Below are 18820 nucleotides of genomic sequence, written 5' to 3'. Positions count from 1 at the left end.
TAGGACTCCATTTGCCACCTTCAGGTTTGGTATGATTGATGATTTATATTTGAACAATTTGTCCATATAACCATACTAAAAAGAAGTTAATGAATGCGGAGATGTTTTATGAAAACTCAAGTTAAGCAAGCAAAAAATCAAAGTAGTGGGCAAAAAAAGAATGAGAAAAACCTACTTGATGACAAGAAGTTGAAAAATATATCCGGTGGTATGATTGCTAGAAAAGTTGCCATGCCGATACCGCGAAAAATAGTTTAATAACAAAGTCACTATATGGGGAAGGATGCCCCAATTTCTTCTTTTTCAAGCATGCTAAACCAATCTTTGATAGGACAATAACAGTAAAAATATGGCTTCCCTATGTCCTCTATTAGGTGTTTTAATTAATATTTGAACAGGTTGTTGGCATTAACTATAATTATGAATGGGTTTGATAAAAACGGAGGTGTTTTATGAAGACTCAAGCTAAGCAAGGAAAAAATCAAAGGGTTGAGGAAAAAAAGACTAAGAAAAACCAACTTGATGACAAGCAGTTAGAAAACATATCAGGTGGTATTGTTGTTAAGAGACCCCCTAGTTCTACTATTGAGCGCGCTACAACCAAACAGAAACCTGCTGTATAAGCAAAATGACTTTGTGAGTTATTATATGGGGAAGGATCCCCTTCCTTCTTCAATCTAGCTCTTCTATAAATTGGTCTAAGCCTATGATGAATCCAACTATTCTGTTTTTATTTAGCCTTTTATGCTCCTTTAGTTTAGAAGCAACTCCAGTTATTAATTCCTTTGATAGTCTAATTTATGTAAGGCCCAATAGTGATTTACTTGTACAAGAGCAGATTAATATCACCACTGATGGTAAATCAATTCAACACGGTATCTATCGTGATTTTCCAACTCGCTATCAAACACCTAATAGAGCGGTAAACATTCAATTTAAGGTCTTAAAAACAGAGATGAATGGACAAGAGACCCCTCATTTTGAGAACGATCTATCGAATGGCGTCCGTATTTATGTTGGTGACAAAGATCGGCTATTAGCTGCGGGGACTTATACCTTTACCATAACCTATAGTGCCTTGGGCGAATTGGGTTATTTCAAGGATCATGATGAACTTTATTGGAATGTGACGGGTAATGCTTGGGCATATCCCATCTTAAAAGCAAAGGCAATAGTGCAGCTACCAAAGGGTGCCTTTGAAACAATTACCGGTTATACCGCTTACACTGGGGTGCAAGGAAGTCGTGAGCAAAATTATCTTGCTGAACCCCTTAAGAATGAACAGGTTCTTGTTTTTCAAACAACGAAGCCTTTGGAGCCAAACCAGGGGTTAACAATAGCTCTCGGTTGGAAAAAGGGGTTTGTCAGCGAAATTTCATTTTATCAGCTGGAAAATAATCAATTATTAGTAATTTTAGCTGCAGGTTCGCTATTGATCTTTATTTATTACTGTTGTGTATGGCTCGGAATCAGATCTAAGAAACAGGCTCAAGTTGTAATACCAGAATATGAGCCGCCAAAGGGTTATACCCCAGCTGCCTTACGTTATATTTTGCGCATGGCCTATGACAAAAAAGTATTGGTTTCTGCCCTGTTGAATTTAGCTGTTAAAGGCTTTCTAAAAATTAAAAAAGATGAGAATTCAAAAAATTATAGCTTGATAAAAGAGCCTGATTTTAAGGGTACTTTGGCCGCTGAAGAGGCGGAGTTAGGACATGCCTTCTTTTTTGGGGGAGCTAATATTTTTGAATTGAAAAAGCAGACAAATAATATCGAGACATTCTTTAGCGATCGCTTAAAAAATGACTATGAATCGCAACATTTTGTCACTAATTACAAACACAAGCTGATTGGCGTTGGCCTAACCTTCATTCTTTTCGCAATCATGGCTTTAATCAATGATCAGTTGTGGCCGGTTCTCTGTATCCTCCTCTTTTTCATGGCCACCCCCCTTATTTTAGCAAAGGTAGATAGCTCCAGATTGAAGAAAAAAATCTTAGTTACTTTAGGGTTAATAGCCTATTTCAGTTTTTTAACGTCCTTTGTATATGGGATGGGTAGTTCTGTTTTTGCTGCGAAAACGTGGCTCTATTGTTTGCTAGTTCTTATTCTTGTTGGCATTAATTTGATCTTTTACAGGTTGTTAAGTTACCCCACAAAGTTAGGACAAGAAATTAATGCACATACTCTGGGCTTTAAATTATTCCTCAATGCGACAGAAAAAGACCGCATGAATTTCCGCAATCCCCCCAATCTTACCCCAGAGATCTTTGAAAAATATTTGCCTTATGCTCTCGCCTTGGGTGTGGAGCAACGCTGGGCAGAGCAATTCACGACGATTCTTTCCCAGACTGACTACCAACCAAGCTGGTATCATGACTCAACAGCTTTTAGTTCAGCAGCACTTGCTTCCTCACTTGCTGGTGCATTTGCTACGGCTGTTAGTTCTTCAACCGAGGCTCCGGGATCGAGTTCGGGGATGAGCGATAGTGGCTCTTCGGGAGGAGGGGGCGGCGGTGGCGGTGGCGGTGGCTGGTAAAAGCCATATTTGGCGCATCTTGAACGAAGTGGAAGCTAAAAAAATACTCACATAGCTATCTATGCTCCGTTTTTTTTAGCCTCCACTTCGTTCAACCTGCACTCAAATCTGGCTTTTACCTTATTGATGAGAGTGGAAGCTAAAAAAATACTCACATAGCTATCTATGCTCCGTTTTTTTTAGCTTCCACTTCGTTCAACCTGCACTCAAATCTGGCTTTTACCTTATTGATGAGAGTGGATTCTAAAAAAATACTCACATAGCTATCTATGCTCCGTTTTTTTTAAGCTTCCAATTCGTTCAACCTGATAGAAAAATTACCAAGGTATCAAAGGCTACGGCCACCAGGCATTTGACTGATCTACTTGAAAAAGGCTGTATTGAGAAGCTAGGTGGTGGGCGAAGTACGCGATACCGAATAGTGTTTTAGACTTCCCCATGTGATATAAGAATCTGAACGATTTAATCTATAAGCTTTTTAAAGGAAATAAGTATGGCTTTTCTAAAGGTAAATGGGGCTTCTATTTATTATGAAGTTCATGGTCAAGGCGAACCCTTGGTGCTTGTTGCAGGATATACCTGCGATCATCTGTTCTGGTCCGCGATGCTTGATGAGCTTGCTAAAAAATTTCAGGTTTTAGTCTTTGATAATCGCGCTGTTGGTCAAACAACGGATGATGGTGCTCTGTTTAGCCTCGACGATATGGCGCAGGACACGATGGCCTTAATTGAGCATTTAGGACTTAAGCGTCCTCATATTTTAGGCCAATCAATGGGGGGGGCAATTGCGCAAATTATTGCAAAAAAATATCCTGATAAAATTGGCAAGCTGATAATTTTAAATTCGACTGGGAAATTTAATAGAAGAACAGACCTTGCTCTGGAAAGCCTCATAAATCTTCGCAAACAAGATCTTTCTCTTGACTTATTAATCGAAGCAGCAATGCCTTGGTTTTTTTCAAGTGCATATATGTCCGATCCAAAAAACATTATTGCATTTAAAGATGCAATAACAGGCAATCCCTATCCGCAGTCGATTGAGGATCAAATACGCCAATGTCGCAATATCCCCACTTTTAATTCTCAGAGTTGGCAGCATGAAATCAAAGCGCCAGCCCTAGTAATTGCGGCTGTTGAAGATATTATTGCTCTACCTAGTGAAAGCCAGGAGCTTGCAAAGGGCATAAATGCACAATTTGTATTAATCCCCGGAGCACATTCAAGCCCCTTAGAACAGCATCAGGAAGTTAATAAGGCAGTAGTTAATTTTTTAGTGACTTCGCAATAAACCAGGGAAAGCATTTTTCCCTATGTTTTGCTTTGTACGGGACAAAAATGGGTAATCCCAAAAAAGACCCGAATTCCCGCGGCTTGACCGCGGGATCTGGTGGCAGTAAAAGCCTCATGGACCCCGTGGTCAAGCCCATAGGTATCAACACAAGTGACTGTAATAGCCGCACGTCATCCAGAGCGCAGCGAAGGATCTCCGGGATTAGCACGGTGCCACATTCAGGAGATCCTTCGCTGCGCTCTGGATGACGTAATGTTGTGACAAGGAGGGACATTTGTGTAGATACCTATGGGTCAAGCCACGGGGTTTCGGAACAGATTAGAGGATTCCTATCCATAACTGACATTTTTTAAGGGTAACTCTATGAACTCAATGGTAAAGGTAGATGCGTTTATTGGGCATAATTTATTAGGAAATCCGGCTGCGGTTAGTATTTCTCAAGATCCAATAGATTCGGAGGCCTGCCAAGCTATTGCTATTGAGAATCAGTTGCCAGTCACTGCCTTTGTTAGTTTGCTTGATGATAAATTTTATATTCGTTGGTTTACTCCCTTGTCGGAATTACCGCTGTGTGGGCATGGCACTCTGGCGGCTTCATCGGTCATTTTTCAAAAGAAATTGAATAAGGCTGCAGAAATCAGTTTTTATTCTCCCAAGGCTGGTGAATTAAAGGCAAGACAAGAAGGGGAGCTCGTCTTCATCAATTTCCCAGAGAAACCTTTGACCCTAATAAGTTGCCCATCTGATTTGGCGGTAGGATTAGCTGGGCTACAAGCCAAGGCTGTCTATGATGCCGGTGATCGTTTACTGGTAATTCTGGAAAATGCTCAACAGGTAAAAGATCTGAAACCGAAAATTGAGATCTTAAAAAACTTAGCTCATCCAGGGATTGTAGTTAGCGCCCCAGGGGATGAGGTCGATTTTGTTTCTCGCACCTTCTATCCCAACAAACCAAACTGGGAGGATGCAGTGACTGGTGCATCGCATTGTGCTTTGGTTCCTTATTGGTCTCAGCAACTTAAGAAAGAAAGGCTCCATGCTCTACAAGTCTCATCGAGAGGAGGGGAGTTATTTTGCGTTAAACAAGCTGAGCGTGTGTTAATTGGGGGGCGCTGTTGCCTATTTTAGGGGAAGGTACTCGAATTGTAATAGGTCACTCCCGTCATCCAAACATCGCCCGTCATCCCGAACATAGTGAGGGATCTCCGGGATTAGCACAGTGCCACACTCAGGAGATGTCTCTCTACGTTCGACATGACGTACGTATTTGTAATAGGTCAGCCCCGCCCCGATATCGAATTCCCGCGGCTTGACCGCGGGATCTCCTCGGAATTTCAACAAAGCAGGTTTAAGCTACGTAAGTTATGTTGAACAAAACCCCATTAGTATAAAAATGATTAAGCTTCAAACCGCTTCCCTGACTTTGAGCTGGGGCTCGGCCAAGGTTTGATTTTCCCCAATCGGCAAATTCATAACCGGCACCCACTTGCCAATGGCTATTCAAGGCTTTTTGTACTCCCGCACCTAAGGTATAGCTGTAGGTTGTTTTGGTATGGGAGGCAAAATTAGGCGTTTGTTCAGCCTCAAAAATAGTTGGTGTATTGTTAAAACCATGGGCATTGTTAAATCCAACTCCGACACTGGCGCTTAACCAAGGCATAACCCAGAAGCCTGCATCGGCAAGGACCTTTCCTTTTACAGCGATATGCGTGTGCTGAATTTTATAGTTGTAGATATAGTTATCAAATAAAGGGTCAGCATCATCCCAAATATGTCCAGAAAGTTTGGCGGAATTAGTGGCTGCAACAGCTAAACCTAGTTGGCCTTGGAAAGTCTGCGACAGTGCTTTTTGCAAACCAACAAAAATTTCACCGTCGAATAAGGCTTTGTTGGATTTATTCGACTTATATGTTTTTTCAATACTGGGTGTTAGATAAAAGGTTTGTGTTTTACCACCATTTTCCCAAACAGGGCCAGCGCTGAATGTGCCAAACCAGGTCCATGAGGGTTGTTCTACAGAGCCCATAGTGCCCGCGAATGTACTGCTGCTAGCTAGGAAAATAGCTGAGGCTGTTAAGATTGACTGGTATCTCATCGGTGCTCCTTGCAATAAAGACGATAGGTAAATGCAAAACACCAGTATAAACAGTTTGCTAAGATTTTCTAGTGGGCTCTAGAATCTGCCTAATGTTCAGCAAAGCCTAATTCAATGAGTATGCAAGGTCCATTAGCAATGACGTTGATTCGATTATTCTGGCAATTTCTAATGGCAGATTCTGATTCTGCGCCGGGCTGCATCCAGATGTTTTTTATCCCTTTTTTTATTGCCTGCTCAACGACGATTTCAGTAACTATTGGCGGGGTGATAATAGAAATACTCTTTACCGTGTCAGGTAAGGCTGCAATATCAGCAATACAGGTTAGACCCTCAATGAAACCATTGCGCGGATTGACGGGATAGACAGTTTTATTATTGAGCAAGTAACAGCGCAACACCTTGTTGCCAAATTTTTCTCTATCTGTGGATGCACCAATGACTGCATAGGCTTCTGAGGAAAAAAACTGTTGAATCGGAGCGCTCATGATTAAATCTCAAGCTTTAATACTGAATAAAGTTTAGTTGTTTTTTAGGGTTTCGTCATTCTAAATAGCTCGTGTTTAAGTTGAAGTTTTAAGCAAATGCTATAATGAAAATACAGGTGATAGGGATGTCTAACTCTTAGGTTGTCAGATGAATAAATTGGATCGACAATTACTACAATCTGAAAATTATCTTTTGGTGCTTGAGAGTTCAGTGCAAGCCATTCCCTTCAATATCGTTATTTCTGGCTTGCTCTGCCTAGAATTTATATATAAAAAAATACCTTATACACCCATTTTACTTTGGTTTTTAGGGATCGTTATTGTAAGTCTTATTAGACTATTTTATTGCAAATATGTAGTTAGCCATCATCTTTATCAAGAAAAAAATGCAAAGTCAGCACTTTTATTTCTGATGCTTACTTTATTAATGGGATGTCTATGGGGCGCTTGCTATCTTATCTTTATTCCCTATTTATCAGAAGTTAATGAGGTTACCGTTATTTTGATATTTGGGGGGCTTTCAGCAGGGGCAGCAACCTCTCTTTCAGGATATTTGCCCGCTTATTATTCTTATATTTTTCCTATGTTTTTACCGGTTATAATTTACAATTATTCATTTTTTGAAGTAGAAAGAGCTATCTTAGCAACTATGTTCATTTTGTTTGTGATTATGGTTGCTACAATAGCTAAGACGAACTCTAATTTATTAGAAAAAATACTTCAGCTGGATAATCAGAAAGATTTTCTAATTAAAGAGCTATCTATTTCCAATAAAAAGCTGGAAGCTTCTAACGAAGAAATTAGGGTGATGTCCATCACTGACCCCCTGACTGGTTTATATAACAGACGTTATTTTGATAATGCTCTCTTGCAGGAACTCAATAGAGCGAAGCGTAATAAATATCCTCTTGGTCTTATCTTAATTGATATCGATAATTTTAAATTTATAAATGATAATTTCGGCCATCCTTATGGTGATAGTTACCTTGTATTTGTTGCCTCTGTTCTTAAAAAATCGATGCGGCGGACTACAGATGTTTTGGTTCGATTAGGGGGCGATGAATTTGCTGTAATTCTATCAAATATACCCATAACTGAAGTGAGTAAACTTTGCGAAAGTATCAGGGAAGAGTTTAGCAAAGAAAACCGCCATAAAAATGTCACACTGAGTATCGGCTTGATTTGCATTGAGCCAGGACAATCTACGGAATTAAATAATATAGTCTCAGCTGCAGATAAATTACTTTATAAAGCAAAAGAAAAAGGTAAAAACCAAACAATTACGCGTGTTCTGTGACCGCATAAATATTCCATATAAGGTCTATAATTTAAGACTCAACCCCATTAATTTTCCCTTAATAATTAAGGGGTAAAATTGAGGGGAAATAAGACGGTTCGGAGTCTATAGATGGCCTATTGCAAGAAATTTATAGATGGAATTAACCTGATAAATTTTGCAGATGATTCAGTGAGATTAATTCGTAACTCATTGATTGCATTTGTTTATCATGAATTAATGGAAGAAGAAAGAACTATAAAAGCAGAGTTAACAGTTTTACCCAAATTTCCTCCAGATATTCCTCTTGTTCAAGAGCAATTTGAGCATTACCAAACAAAGCAGAGTGAGAAATTAGCGCAAATCAATGATCAATTAGAAGCGATTAGGCTGCAAGCTGAACGTGAGGCTATTGATCTAATTAACCCATCTGTTATTGACGAAGAGTTTATTAGCAAGTTCGCTGCCAACTTCCGCAATCTTCGCCATTTATCCGATACTCTTTCTGATGCGCCGCCGCAGATTAAGGCCTTGCAAACTCGTCTTTATACCGAAGTATTATTTAAGCTGGATCAAGCAGAGCAAGAAACTCAGCTTGCTACGCTATCCCTGGCAAATATTCAGGACATGATTGAACAAGCGCTCAACCTTTATGAAACACAAGGCAATGAGCAGGCACGCAATCAATGTCATAAGCTTGTGCACATGGGAATTTATGAGCTAATACGTCGCGAATGTGAATTAATTCAAGCAGTTAACTCACAAGAAGCAGACTATTTGCGCTATGAAGATCTTATTCGCTCCATTAATGCCAAATTACCTAAGGTTGGTAAATCATCAATTCTCGATAATTTAAGCCAATATAGGAATACCCAAGGACAATCAATCGGTTCATTACTTGCAGAGGTCGAAGAAAAACTACAGATCAAGCAAAGCACTGATTGGGACAAAGCAGAGAAAATCTCTGCTATGGTACAGAAAAAAGCCCTCTTGGATAAACTGCGCTTTGGCCAGGAAGATCGCCGCGAATATGCACAAAAAACACAGCAAAATTTGGCGCGAGACTTATTTTGGGCAAGAAATATCCGAGATGTGGAGCTGTTCACCAAAAGCAGGGTTTCTGATCAGGTTTTTTCAGGTTTAGCAGAAAAGCGCCATTTTAGCTCTCACCATGAATTTGAAGTTGAACCGGGTAATTATGCTACTGAATCTACAAGGTTTGTCCGATTAGGCAATGCCCTCGATGCCGTATTAAAGGAACGCAAAGAAAAGAACCTTTTCCCCCTTGGTAACAGGGTTAACAAGTTAGAATCAGCTCCTCATATAGAGCGAGCTCTTGAGCTTATCAATAGTTGTTTAGATGAAAAATTCTCTACCCCCAGGGTGAGGATTTCCCCTCAGGGGCAAATTATTGTCGATCTTTATTACCTTAGCCCCAGTCCAGATCTGGCACAAAATTTATTAGACGGAATTATTGGTTTAGGTGGTTTTGGTAATAGTGCGCGAACCTTGCTGCAGTCATTGATGAAAGACTCCAAGATTAGCCAAGCCCTCAATTCGACGACTTTGGTTGCTAATTCCTTAGACGAAATTGCTGAGCAACTAGAAGGCTTAGATCTACCTCTGGTACAAAAAGAAGCCTACCGCAGAGAATTGGAGCAAGCCAGCTTAGCAGTTAAGCTAAAAGAGATTGCCTCTTTGCGGCTAGATAATGCGAATGAATTATTGCTGCGCAAGATTTTAGAATTAAGGGCTGTTGCCTCCATACCAGGGTTTGATATTCCCCCATCAATTAGGGCTGCATTCAAGGCACTGGCTGCTGGCAAATATTCCGATGTATTGAAGATTGCTGGTGATTATGAATTAGATATAGAGCAGGCCTATCGGCAATTAGCCCATATTGATGAACGTGGACTGGAAGACCAGGCCAGAGCCATTGTTGCCAAAGCTAAGGTACTTGGCCTTTCTTCAATTGAGCGTCAGGAAAAACTACAAAGCCTGCAATCAGTTTTTGCTGCTGATAGCGATGTGCATACCAAGGCAGAACAGCTTAGCGGTATTTTTCTGCATGAATACCACAACATGGTAGAGACCCTGGGCTTAACGCATAACGATTATGAGCGTCTCCATCACGATATCCAGGTTATGGCTCAAGAGATGGTTCGCTTGATCGAACGCACCAAAAAGGGCGAGCCTGCCTTAATGGAAGAAGAGCAAACAGCCTATTTCTCGGCAGTCCAACAAATTGCTGCAGCAATTGCTCCGGTGACAATGGCAGAGGTGAAGTTTAAAATCAGCTATTCTGCGCATGCTCAGCAAAACGTTAGAGTCTTTTTTGAAAATGGTGACTCAAGAGATGTTCTTGTTGATTTACAAGGCGTTAAGCTTCCCTACTCACTGATTAAACCGCCTGGAGCTAGTGAATTCATCTTTTCTTATGGCGGTAGTCGCGGTGTTATTGCTCCCTTTGCTGGTTTGGACAGCGCTTATGCTGGTGAAGGCAAAAAGAAAGGGCGCATGTTCACCCATTCCAGGCTGTTAGGTGTTGGGCAATATGGTTCAGTCAAAGAGGTGGAGAGCTTACTGACTGGCCTTAATCAGGTTATCAAAAAAGGCTATGTACCTAGCGGAGAGCCGACCTTTATCGAGGCAAGCCGTAATGATTTACGCACCCGTCCCTTAACTTCACGTGATGACCCACTTTATCGCATTGAAAGTGATGTTTTACAAAACCTATCAAAGGCTGCGAAATCAGCGAAACCTGATGCTTCAGCAGGTACACAATACTGGATTGAAAAAGATAAGCTTAGAAAAGCTGGCCGCCTCTATACAAAAGATGGTACTCCTGAGCAATATCAGATTTTAACCGAGCGGGCCAAGGGCGAAACCCTAGCGGATACGGCTAATAGAACCTTGAATCAGTTCACTAAGGCGGAAATTGCCTATCACAATCCGCTGCAACGTGAGGCTGAATCCTGGGCTGAGTTTAAAAATATGCTAGGCTTGGCTCAGGCTGTTGTTGAAGAGGCAGAACATAATCAGCTCTTAGGTTTTTCGCATAACGATATCAAACCAGAAAATTTTCTTTATAAGCAAAATGCCGATGGCAGCTATCAGGTGCGCTATATTGACTGGGCGACAGGTGGTTTTTCCAGCCTTTATCAGGGTGAGAACAGGGCTGCTGACAGGATTTTTGCTGAATTATTTGGTGCAGATTTGCCTGTTCATTCTGTGGAAAATCTCTGTTTTGACGATAATGGACGCTTTGTGCGCATTGAAGGCGCCAAGATAACCTATGGTGTTAATCCCTCCTTACAAATTCTTCATGGTGCCCGTAATGGTACCTTACCCTATATTAGCCCCAAGGTACTTGGCGAAGATCGTAGTCTTGTCGCCGCAGAGGGTGGTGTCATCGATACAAGCAAAGATACCAAACTACATAGCAATGAACCCTATATGGATGATTGGGCTTTGACCTCAATGATCTTTGGTATCTGTAATCGCCAGGCCTATTTTGCCTTGATTAAAGGCCGGGCAGTTTCTGATTACATCGTTCCAGGAATTCTGGAAGCTGATGGCCAGATTCCCTTAGGGTTGAAAGTTGTTAACACCAAGAAATTTAACGACTTTTTTGCATGCCAGGATGAATTTGCCAACGATGAAAATTTACAAAATGGCAGTTTTTACCGCAAACAAGATGCAGTGATGTATATTCCTGCCAACCAGCGTGAAGGTGAACCCTTACACCTCTATCGTCGTTTACAGCATCTACAACAGATCTTAGAAAAAGCAGATAAAACGATTGATAGTCCTGAGGGGCAAATTCTAAGGCAAGTGAATCTTGTTTTAACTCAAGTTTATAATGCCGTAGCATCTGGAGAAGGGCTTAACAAACAGCAATTAAAAGAGGTGCTTCATCAGGCACAGCAATGCATTAAAAACTATGAAAAATTAAATGATTTAGGCTATCAACAAAATCTTGCCCAAGGCGATATTCTGCAAGCACTTATCAATGAAGATCTCCATGGAACAAACTTTTCAGCGAATGATTTATTACAAATCACTGATGGTCGTAGTCGTCTAGAAATTTTGTGTACCTATCCAAACAGTGTATTGCAAAAAGAACAGGCCATAGCCATCTTAGATAAGGCCTTTAATGAAGATGAATTTAACGACAAATTTATCGAGAATGATCCGCCTAGCCGTATACTTCTGCAGCAGGCTCTTGCAAGGGGGCAGAAGGAAATTGTTCTGGCGCTATTGGCAAAAATCAGCAAAGAAAACCCTGAATTCATCGCCTTAATTAAGGCTGATGGGCTCTTGCATTATAGTGCTGAGCAAGGGTTAAATGAGGTATTTACAGGTCTGATCGACGCCTTAAAAAAAGCTGGCGCTTCTGAAGAAGAAATATTCAAGCTTATGCTTGTTGAATATGGTCCTGGCCCAGAGCGTATTAATGGCCTTCCTTATATTAAATGGGCAAGCAATTGCTTACATATTGCTATCCGCAATAATAATTCAGAGCTATTAACTGCAATACTTTCGCAGTTGCCAGCAAGTAATGGCTATGAACCAATAATTCATCAGGCACTGCATTTTTCAGCGCTTCTTAGCAATAAACAATTCTTTCTGCAAATACTTGAGAAATACAATAGCTTACATGCAGATAACCCCCTAGCCTTCGAACAAATTCTGGCAATCAAGTTGCCACCTGATGGGCTTTCACCCTATCAGCTATTTTTACGTGATGAATCAGCCTCCGAGCTCATTCCCTGGGATTTCCTGAAAAACAATCCAGAACTAGCGAGGGTATTTCTTGCTAGTCAACCAGCGTTGATCGCCGCGGAATATGGTAATTTCCCTGCGCTTTCACAATTAATAAAATTAGGCCAGGATATTCATTTAGAACCCGAAGAATGGCAGCAATTTTTCAGGCAAACTGATGCAAATAGCAAAAATTTATTGAACCATATTCTGGAGCAAGGCCAACTGGAATATCTTGCTAAGTTTATAACCTTGCTAAAAGAGTCAACTGGCTTAGATAGTGCAGATATTCTGGTTTATTTGCTAAGCAATTCACAGCCAGTTAATCCGCTAAGAAACTTTCTCAATTCAGAAACAAATAGTAGACAACAGTTTGCTGTTATCGGTCAGTTGCTTGATTCAATCTGCCCTCATTTTGCAGAAGCGACAGCCAAACAACAGGAAGCAAGGCTTGTCGCGCTCTTGGTTAACCAAGAATGGCTAGTTGAACAGGCTGAAAATCCGCATTCTCATCTAGCTCTACGCGCATTACTACAGAATGAAGCCCTATCTTTAACATTTAAACGCCTGCTTTTCGAAAGACTGGCTGCTCATGCGCAGCGCCTTCCCTTAGCGAGCAAATTCTATACGGCCTTAGTGCGTGAAGTCTCTCCAGCGCTTCAGCAAGAATTAGAACCCCAAGCCCAGCTTGCTATCTCCGCGGTGTTCAAAGAAGTTTCAAGGCAAAGCAATGACCTAAATGGCTTAGTTGATGCCTTAATGAGCGATCATGGGCTAATCAAAGAGCAGGAAATAAAGATTAGGGCTTTGGATAGCGAAGTCGAAGAATATCGCAGCCAGCTAAAAACTTTGCGCATAGACCTGCAAGGCGCGCAACGCTCTTTTTCACAAGCAAGTAGCGAATTGGAACAGACGCGAGAAGAGTTAATTGCAGCGCGGCTTGATGCCAAGAACCGAGAAAGAGAAATAACTGCTCTTAAGTTGATTCATAAAGAGGAAGAGGACAGGCTCGAACAACAAATCAGGCTAGCAGGAGACAAGGGACAGGAAGCTTTGGAGAATGCTGTTCGTGCTTTCAATGATGAAAGGAGAAAGAACGAGGTTGAGATTAATCGATTAGAGGAAGAGCTTGAAGCAGTGCAAAGCCAATCAGAATTATTGGATATAAAGCTCAAGCAGCAAGAAAGTGATATTGAAAACAAATTGCTCTCTATTCAGTCTCTGACCCTCAAACTTGAAGAGTTGAATGAAAAGAACAATTCTTTGGCAGAGAAGCTAGAGCTAGAGGTCTCTGGATTAAAGGCTGATAAACTAGAACTGGCTGAGAAACTAATTGAGGCTGAACGTCTTGATAGAGAAGCCAGGGGGCTTTTCGAAACCGAATTACAGAAAAAAGAAGAGGTGCTTAATTGGGCACGCGAAGAAGTTCAGAAAACCTTAGTCGCGCTGAACTTAGCACGAGAAGAAAACGAGACCTTAGTTGCGAAAACCAAAGCTCAGGAATTGCAAGTTGATAGCTTAGGCTCTCAGGTAAAACAGTTAATAGAAAGTCAGCAAAGACTAAATGAAGAGTTAAGTGAAGAGCGCCAAAGAGTGCAAGAAGCGTTGCACCAAGTCGAGGGTACGAAGGAGCTATTAGCCACAGCAAATCAAGAAGTGACCAGCCTGCAAAGGAAAGCAGAAGAGGTCTTGGATAGCACCATCAAGAAGCAAGATCTCTTAGATACCAGGCTTAAAGAGCAAGCGGAACTACTGCAAAGTAGTGAAGTGAAAACAAAAGACCTAGAGAGCAGTCTAAGTTCACTAAGCGAAAAAAACGTGCGTTTAACAGAAGAGTTGCGAACGAATGATCGTGTAGGGACGGAGGCAAGGGAAAAGCTTGAAGAGCAATTGCAGGAACAACTCAAGACAATTTCTGTAGCACGTGAAGAAACGGGGCAGACCTTATCCCAACTGAAGTTAGCACGGGAAGAAAACACGCGCTTAGCTGCAAAGGCTAAAGAACTAGAAGCCAAAGGAGACAATCTAGCTTTACAGGTTGATGACTTAAATGGCCAGGTGCGACGTTTAACAGAAGCCCAGCACAAGCTAAGCGAGGAATTAGAAAGCGAGCGAGCAAGGGTTAACGAAACCAGATTGCAGGCTAAAGAAACAAATCGATCCTTAGCCGCAGCAAATGAAGAGATTGACCGTTTACAGACTAGCGCCAAAGAAGCAACTGCAACCCATCAGGAACAGGTCAGAGTCTTAGAGGAGAAGGTTAGCTTAGGTAAGAAAGAGGCATCAGAGGCCTTAGCACAAGAGAAGGAAGAACATCAACGCACCCTAGCTAAGCTGCAAAAACTACTCGAGGAAGCCAACGAAACTCAACGACGTTTAGATAGCACACTTCAAGAACAAGGTAGGGCTCTACAAAACAGTGAAGAGAAAACCCAGGTCTTAGAACGCCAATTAACCTCGCTGACAGAACGAAATGAGCAGTTGTCACAAGAATTGCAAGAGAACCAACGCTTAGGCATTGAGGCAAGAGCCAAGCTCGAAGAGCAATTAGACGCGCAACGAAACGCGGCTGTGAAATCCCAGCAAGCGGTTGAAGAGACTTTGGGTGAATTAGGCAAAGCACGCAAAGAAAACGAGGCCTTAGTTACCAAAACCAAAGAGCTTGAAATAGCCGGTGAAAAGTTAGGTTTGCAGGTTGATAGCTTAGGCATAGAGGTTGAGCAATTAACCTCAAGCCAGCAAAGGCTCACTGAAGAGTTAGGTGAAGAGCGCAGCAAAGTACAAGAAGCAATTCGCCAGGTTGCAGGCACCAATGAATTATTAGACCAAGCCAATAAGGAAGTACTAAGTCTGCAAAGGAAGGCAGAGGAAACCTTGGAAAGTCATCATCAACGGGTTGCGAATTTTGAAGAGGAACTTAGGGCTGGTAAAAAAGAAGCTGAAGAATCTCTGTTAAAAGAACAAGAAGAGCATAACCGTGCCTTAGCTGCCCTGCGTGTTGAGCTGGATGCAGCGACAGAGGGTCAAGACCAGTTAGCGATTAAGCTACAAGAGCAAGCAGAAGTTCTGCAAAGAAGTGAAGAGAACACAAGGGACTTAGAGAACAGATTAGGTGTATTAAACGAACAAAACCTGCGTTTAACAGAAGACTTGCAAACAAATAATCGTTTAGGGTCTGAGGCAATAGCTAAGCTCAAAGAGCAATTGCAAGAGCAGCAAAAAGCGGCCGAGGAGGCTCAAAGCGAGGTAGAGAGTACTTTGAGTACCCTAACTAGGGTGCAAGAAGAAAATCTTGTCTTAGTAAATCAAGCAAAAGAATTAGCAGGACGTAGTGAAGGATTCCAACAACAGATTATTGAACTAACCCAAGAAGTTCAGGTACTTAGAAGTGAAAAAGTACAATTGGCGCAAGAAAGAAGGGCGATCGAAGAAGAGCGGGCACGTTTAAGAGAGGAGAAATTAGCTCTTGACGCAGAACGATTGCGACTAACTCAAACCCTAGCCTTGGTTGCCCAAGAAAAGGCAATAACTGCACTCAAGAAAGAAATTAAGATTTGCAGCTGGGAATTACTAGACGCGATTTCTTGGGTTTCCTCTAATAATGAATTACTTAATATTGGTTTAAATAATGATCACGTCAAGGCTCTTTATGAAGCAGATGCATATGAACAACTTGTCGATGCAGCAGAGCTGCGCCTTGCCAAATTCAGTCAGGAAGCCTTAGTTACTTTGCTAGAAGAGGTGCAGCTTAGTAATAACCTGCCCATGTTATGGAAACTCGAGAGGATTAATTCTAATAATGAGCTACATGATAAAGGTCTGGATAAGAAACTTATCGATGCCTTGCAAGGGGACGATGTTTACAAGGAAATCAAGGCAGCAGCGGAAGCGCGTTTAGACGAACTAGAAAACGAAGCCATCACTGCTTTGAAAAAACGAGTTAAAGAGAGCACAGACATCGTTCAACTAAACGAGGTTGCAAAGGCAAGCTCCAACGAAGATCTGGCGATACTCGGTCTTCCCGATGTTTTAGATGCCCTAAATGATGATAGCTATGAAGAACTTGCTGAACTAGCTTCTGAACGTTTAGAGGCTGAGCGAGAAGCCTTTGAAGAGCTTCGAGAGCTGGTAACAAGAACTAGCGATCGTGGCTTACTTCAGGCTATCAGTCGTGTCAGATCAAATGCTGGTTTAGAGGCCATTGGTTTGGATGCTGACTTAGTGCAGTCCCTGATCAATCCACAAAGTTACCGAGATCTTGCCGAATTAGCTCGAGACCGGATTAATGACTTCGTCAAAGAAGATAGACGTGGTTTAGCCAAGGAGCGACATAGGCTGACTGAGGTTGTTCACGATGAGCGCAGTCCGAGGCTGATGGCACAAAGAAAGGCTGTTGCTGCATTGAAGGCTGAAATTGCTATCTCCAAAGATGATGAGCTTTTGCAAGATGTTATTGCAGCAGAATCGAATGAAGAGCTAATAGAGGCTGGCTTGAGGCCTAAGTTAGTCAACGCCTTAGTCACTGAAGATGCTTATCTTTTGATTGTTGATGCAGCAGAGAAACGATATGCCTATTTACTTGAGCAACGAGAATTAAAGCAAGCTCTCTTTATGAGTGAGGATGACTATCAGGATGCTTTGGATGAAGAGAGAGCTGAGTTAGCAGAGATCTATCAGACCCTCAATAAGATAGTGAAACTAGATGGTTCTGTACGCGAGGATTTAAAAACCTTAGGTTCGGTTTCTCCCGTACATTGGTTTAATCCTGGTTTTCAATCAGCGGCTAAAAAACATGCTAGCGAAATGGGTCAATATTATGAAAAATTAGCTCTGGGATGCGCGGTGATCATTGACTATTTGCGCCCACTTCGCCACGAGCTTAAGGATCAATTAGCTAGTTTGCCCACAGAAGCAGAGTGGAAGACCCTAGCTAACGGTTCTCAGAAAAAAGCAATAAAAGATCGACGTGAACTATTGACTCGCTATCTGCAACGAGTAGAAAAAGAATTAGAGATTCATGAGCCCTTGGATAAAAAATTCCATGGTGATCCTAAGGCAACCAATCCTTTATTACGCCAGGGTATCTTAAAAACAATAAAGCAGGCCAAGGTGAATGCGTCCGATCTGCAGTTCATGACCTTCGCGAGTGATTATGATGATCATCCTGTAGAACAGAAATCGAAGCATTTTGAGAAAACCTATGCGCCTACAATGACCGATAGACGCAGAGCGACTACTGTAGGTGGTGCAACAGCTTTAATCACTCCAGGAGCTCCTGCAACTTATCGGACTGTAGATAGCCTGAAAAAGGGCAAGGTGCGCGAACATACCTTAAACGAGGGCAAAGCCTATAGCGGGCGCCTTATAGAAGAGCGGCCAGCAAGCTTCCAAATTGGTGAACATCGTTCCCCTGAGGGCATTACAGAGCATGTTCCTGGATTGCGTGTTACAGCAAGCAAATTCCCGACGATGGCAGACCCTAATGATCCTAAGCTAATTGCTGCTCGAGTTGAGTTTTCTATTGCTATGGCGAGCTTAGTTCTGGCTAGTCTGTCCGAACCGCCTACTGAGAAAAATCCTCTTGTTTTACGTGGGGTTGATCCTGAGGAAATTCGCTATGTGTGGACAGCATTAGTGCATCTGGGTAAGGAACTTCCCCATATGAAATTTGATTATAAAGCGATCAAAGTCATATCTGCGCAATTTAATCCACAAGTAGAATTGCAACGGAATTTTGGTTTTACTGGTAGCTATTACACCTTTAATGATAAGTCCTGCTTTGAAAAACGTTTCAAAAACCAGCCCGCTCTTGAGCATTTCATGAAAGGAATTAAAGAGGCTAGTGATGATAAGCTGGGACATAAAGAGGGCCGAGAGCGTCTCAAGAAATCATTGACCAAGGCTGGTAGTACCTTCTTCAAGTCAGAAACTCAAGATGTGATTGCTGAGCTACATGGATTGAATAAACTCAAAAGACCGCCGGGAGTGCATTAGTATTGTTTGTATTACCCCTGAACGGATCTATCCGTTCAGGGGGTAATACATAATCTTGGCGAGCAACTCAGCTTCTTTGAGGCAAATATCAGGAAGGAACTTCGAACCAGTCGCCCCTTTGGGCACCTCCTCCCTTCGCCCCAGATTGCCGGAATTCGAATTATAATTTCTTTGTTTCACACAAATTCTTTTCCTTTGTACGGGACAAAAAATGGATAATCCCCGTAGAAACTCGAATTCCCGCGGCTTGACCGCGGGATCTGATTGCAGCACAAGCACCATAGACCCCGCGGTCAAGCCGCGGGGATTCGCAATGAGCTAGAGGTTTTCTAGTTTTTGTCCCGTACAAAGTTCTTTTTCCTGAATTGTAAAT

Annotated in this window: 10 protein-coding genes; 8 read left to right on the top strand and 2 right to left on the bottom strand. The window is 41.9% G+C overall.

Features of this window, described 5'->3' with window-relative positions:
• Positions 1-108 precede the first annotated feature (108 nt).
• The 6 genes from BN1094_RS19675 to BN1094_RS08810 all read left to right on the top strand — a co-directional run bounded on the left by BN1094_RS19675 (position 109) and on the right by BN1094_RS08810 (position 4958).
• Positions 109-258 carry a bacteriocin gene (locus tag BN1094_RS19675; protein WP_176695282.1) on the top strand — a complete coding sequence of 50 codons (150 nt, stop codon included), beginning with the start codon at positions 109-111 and terminating at the stop codon, positions 256-258.
• 194 nt (positions 259-452) lie between these two features.
• Positions 453-623, top strand: coding sequence for a bacteriocin (locus BN1094_RS19670; protein WP_141650453.1), 171 nt, complete (start codon positions 453-455; stop codon positions 621-623).
• 83 nt (positions 624-706) lie between these two features.
• Entirely contained in the window at positions 707-2539 is a 1833-nt protein-coding gene (locus BN1094_RS08820) for a DUF2207 domain-containing protein (protein ID WP_043874067.1), read from the top strand.
• Positions 2540-2798: 259 nt separating this feature from the next.
• Positions 2799-2969: a hypothetical protein gene (locus BN1094_RS20305; RefSeq protein WP_425411910.1), complete on the top strand. Its 171-nt coding sequence runs from the start codon at positions 2799-2801 to the stop codon at positions 2967-2969.
• A gap of 63 nt (positions 2970-3032) precedes the next feature.
• Entirely contained in the window at positions 3033-3827 is a 795-nt protein-coding gene (locus BN1094_RS08815; RefSeq protein WP_043874066.1) for an alpha/beta fold hydrolase, read from the top strand.
• A 366-nt stretch (positions 3828-4193) separates the two neighbouring features.
• Positions 4194-4958, top strand: a complete 765-nt coding sequence (locus BN1094_RS08810) for a PhzF family phenazine biosynthesis protein (protein WP_043874065.1) — start codon at positions 4194-4196, stop codon at positions 4956-4958.
• Between the two features lie 220 nt (positions 4959-5178).
• Here the strand turns inward: BN1094_RS08810 and BN1094_RS08805 are convergent, their stop codons facing one another.
• Together BN1094_RS08805 and BN1094_RS08800 are read right to left on the bottom strand one after the other, a co-directional pair.
• Positions 5179-5925, bottom strand: a complete 747-nt coding sequence (locus BN1094_RS08805) for an outer membrane protein (RefSeq protein ID WP_043874064.1) — start codon at positions 5923-5925, stop codon at positions 5179-5181.
• Positions 5926-6014: 89 nt separating this feature from the next.
• Positions 6015-6416: a CoA-binding protein gene (locus BN1094_RS08800; RefSeq protein ID WP_043874063.1), complete on the bottom strand. Its 402-nt coding sequence runs from the start codon at positions 6414-6416 to the stop codon at positions 6015-6017.
• Positions 6417-6624: 208 nt separating this feature from the next.
• On the opposite strand from BN1094_RS08800, the gene BN1094_RS08795 reads away from it, so the two are divergent.
• Both BN1094_RS08795 and BN1094_RS08790 read left to right on the top strand, forming a co-directional pair.
• Positions 6625-7710 (top strand): GGDEF domain-containing protein, encoded by a 1086-nt coding sequence (locus tag BN1094_RS08795; protein ID WP_245614271.1) that lies wholly within the window; start codon positions 6625-6627, stop codon positions 7708-7710.
• A 111-nt stretch (positions 7711-7821) separates the two neighbouring features.
• On the top strand, positions 7822-18447 hold the full coding sequence (locus BN1094_RS08790; RefSeq protein ID WP_043874061.1) for a hypothetical protein: 10626 nt from the start codon (positions 7822-7824) through the stop codon (positions 18445-18447).
• Positions 18448-18820 lie beyond the last annotated feature (373 nt).

Source organism: Legionella massiliensis, assembly GCF_000756815.1.
GTDB lineage: Bacteria > Pseudomonadota > Gammaproteobacteria > Legionellales > Legionellaceae > Tatlockia > Tatlockia massiliensis.
This window is presented reverse-complemented; position numbering and strand designations above follow the sequence as displayed.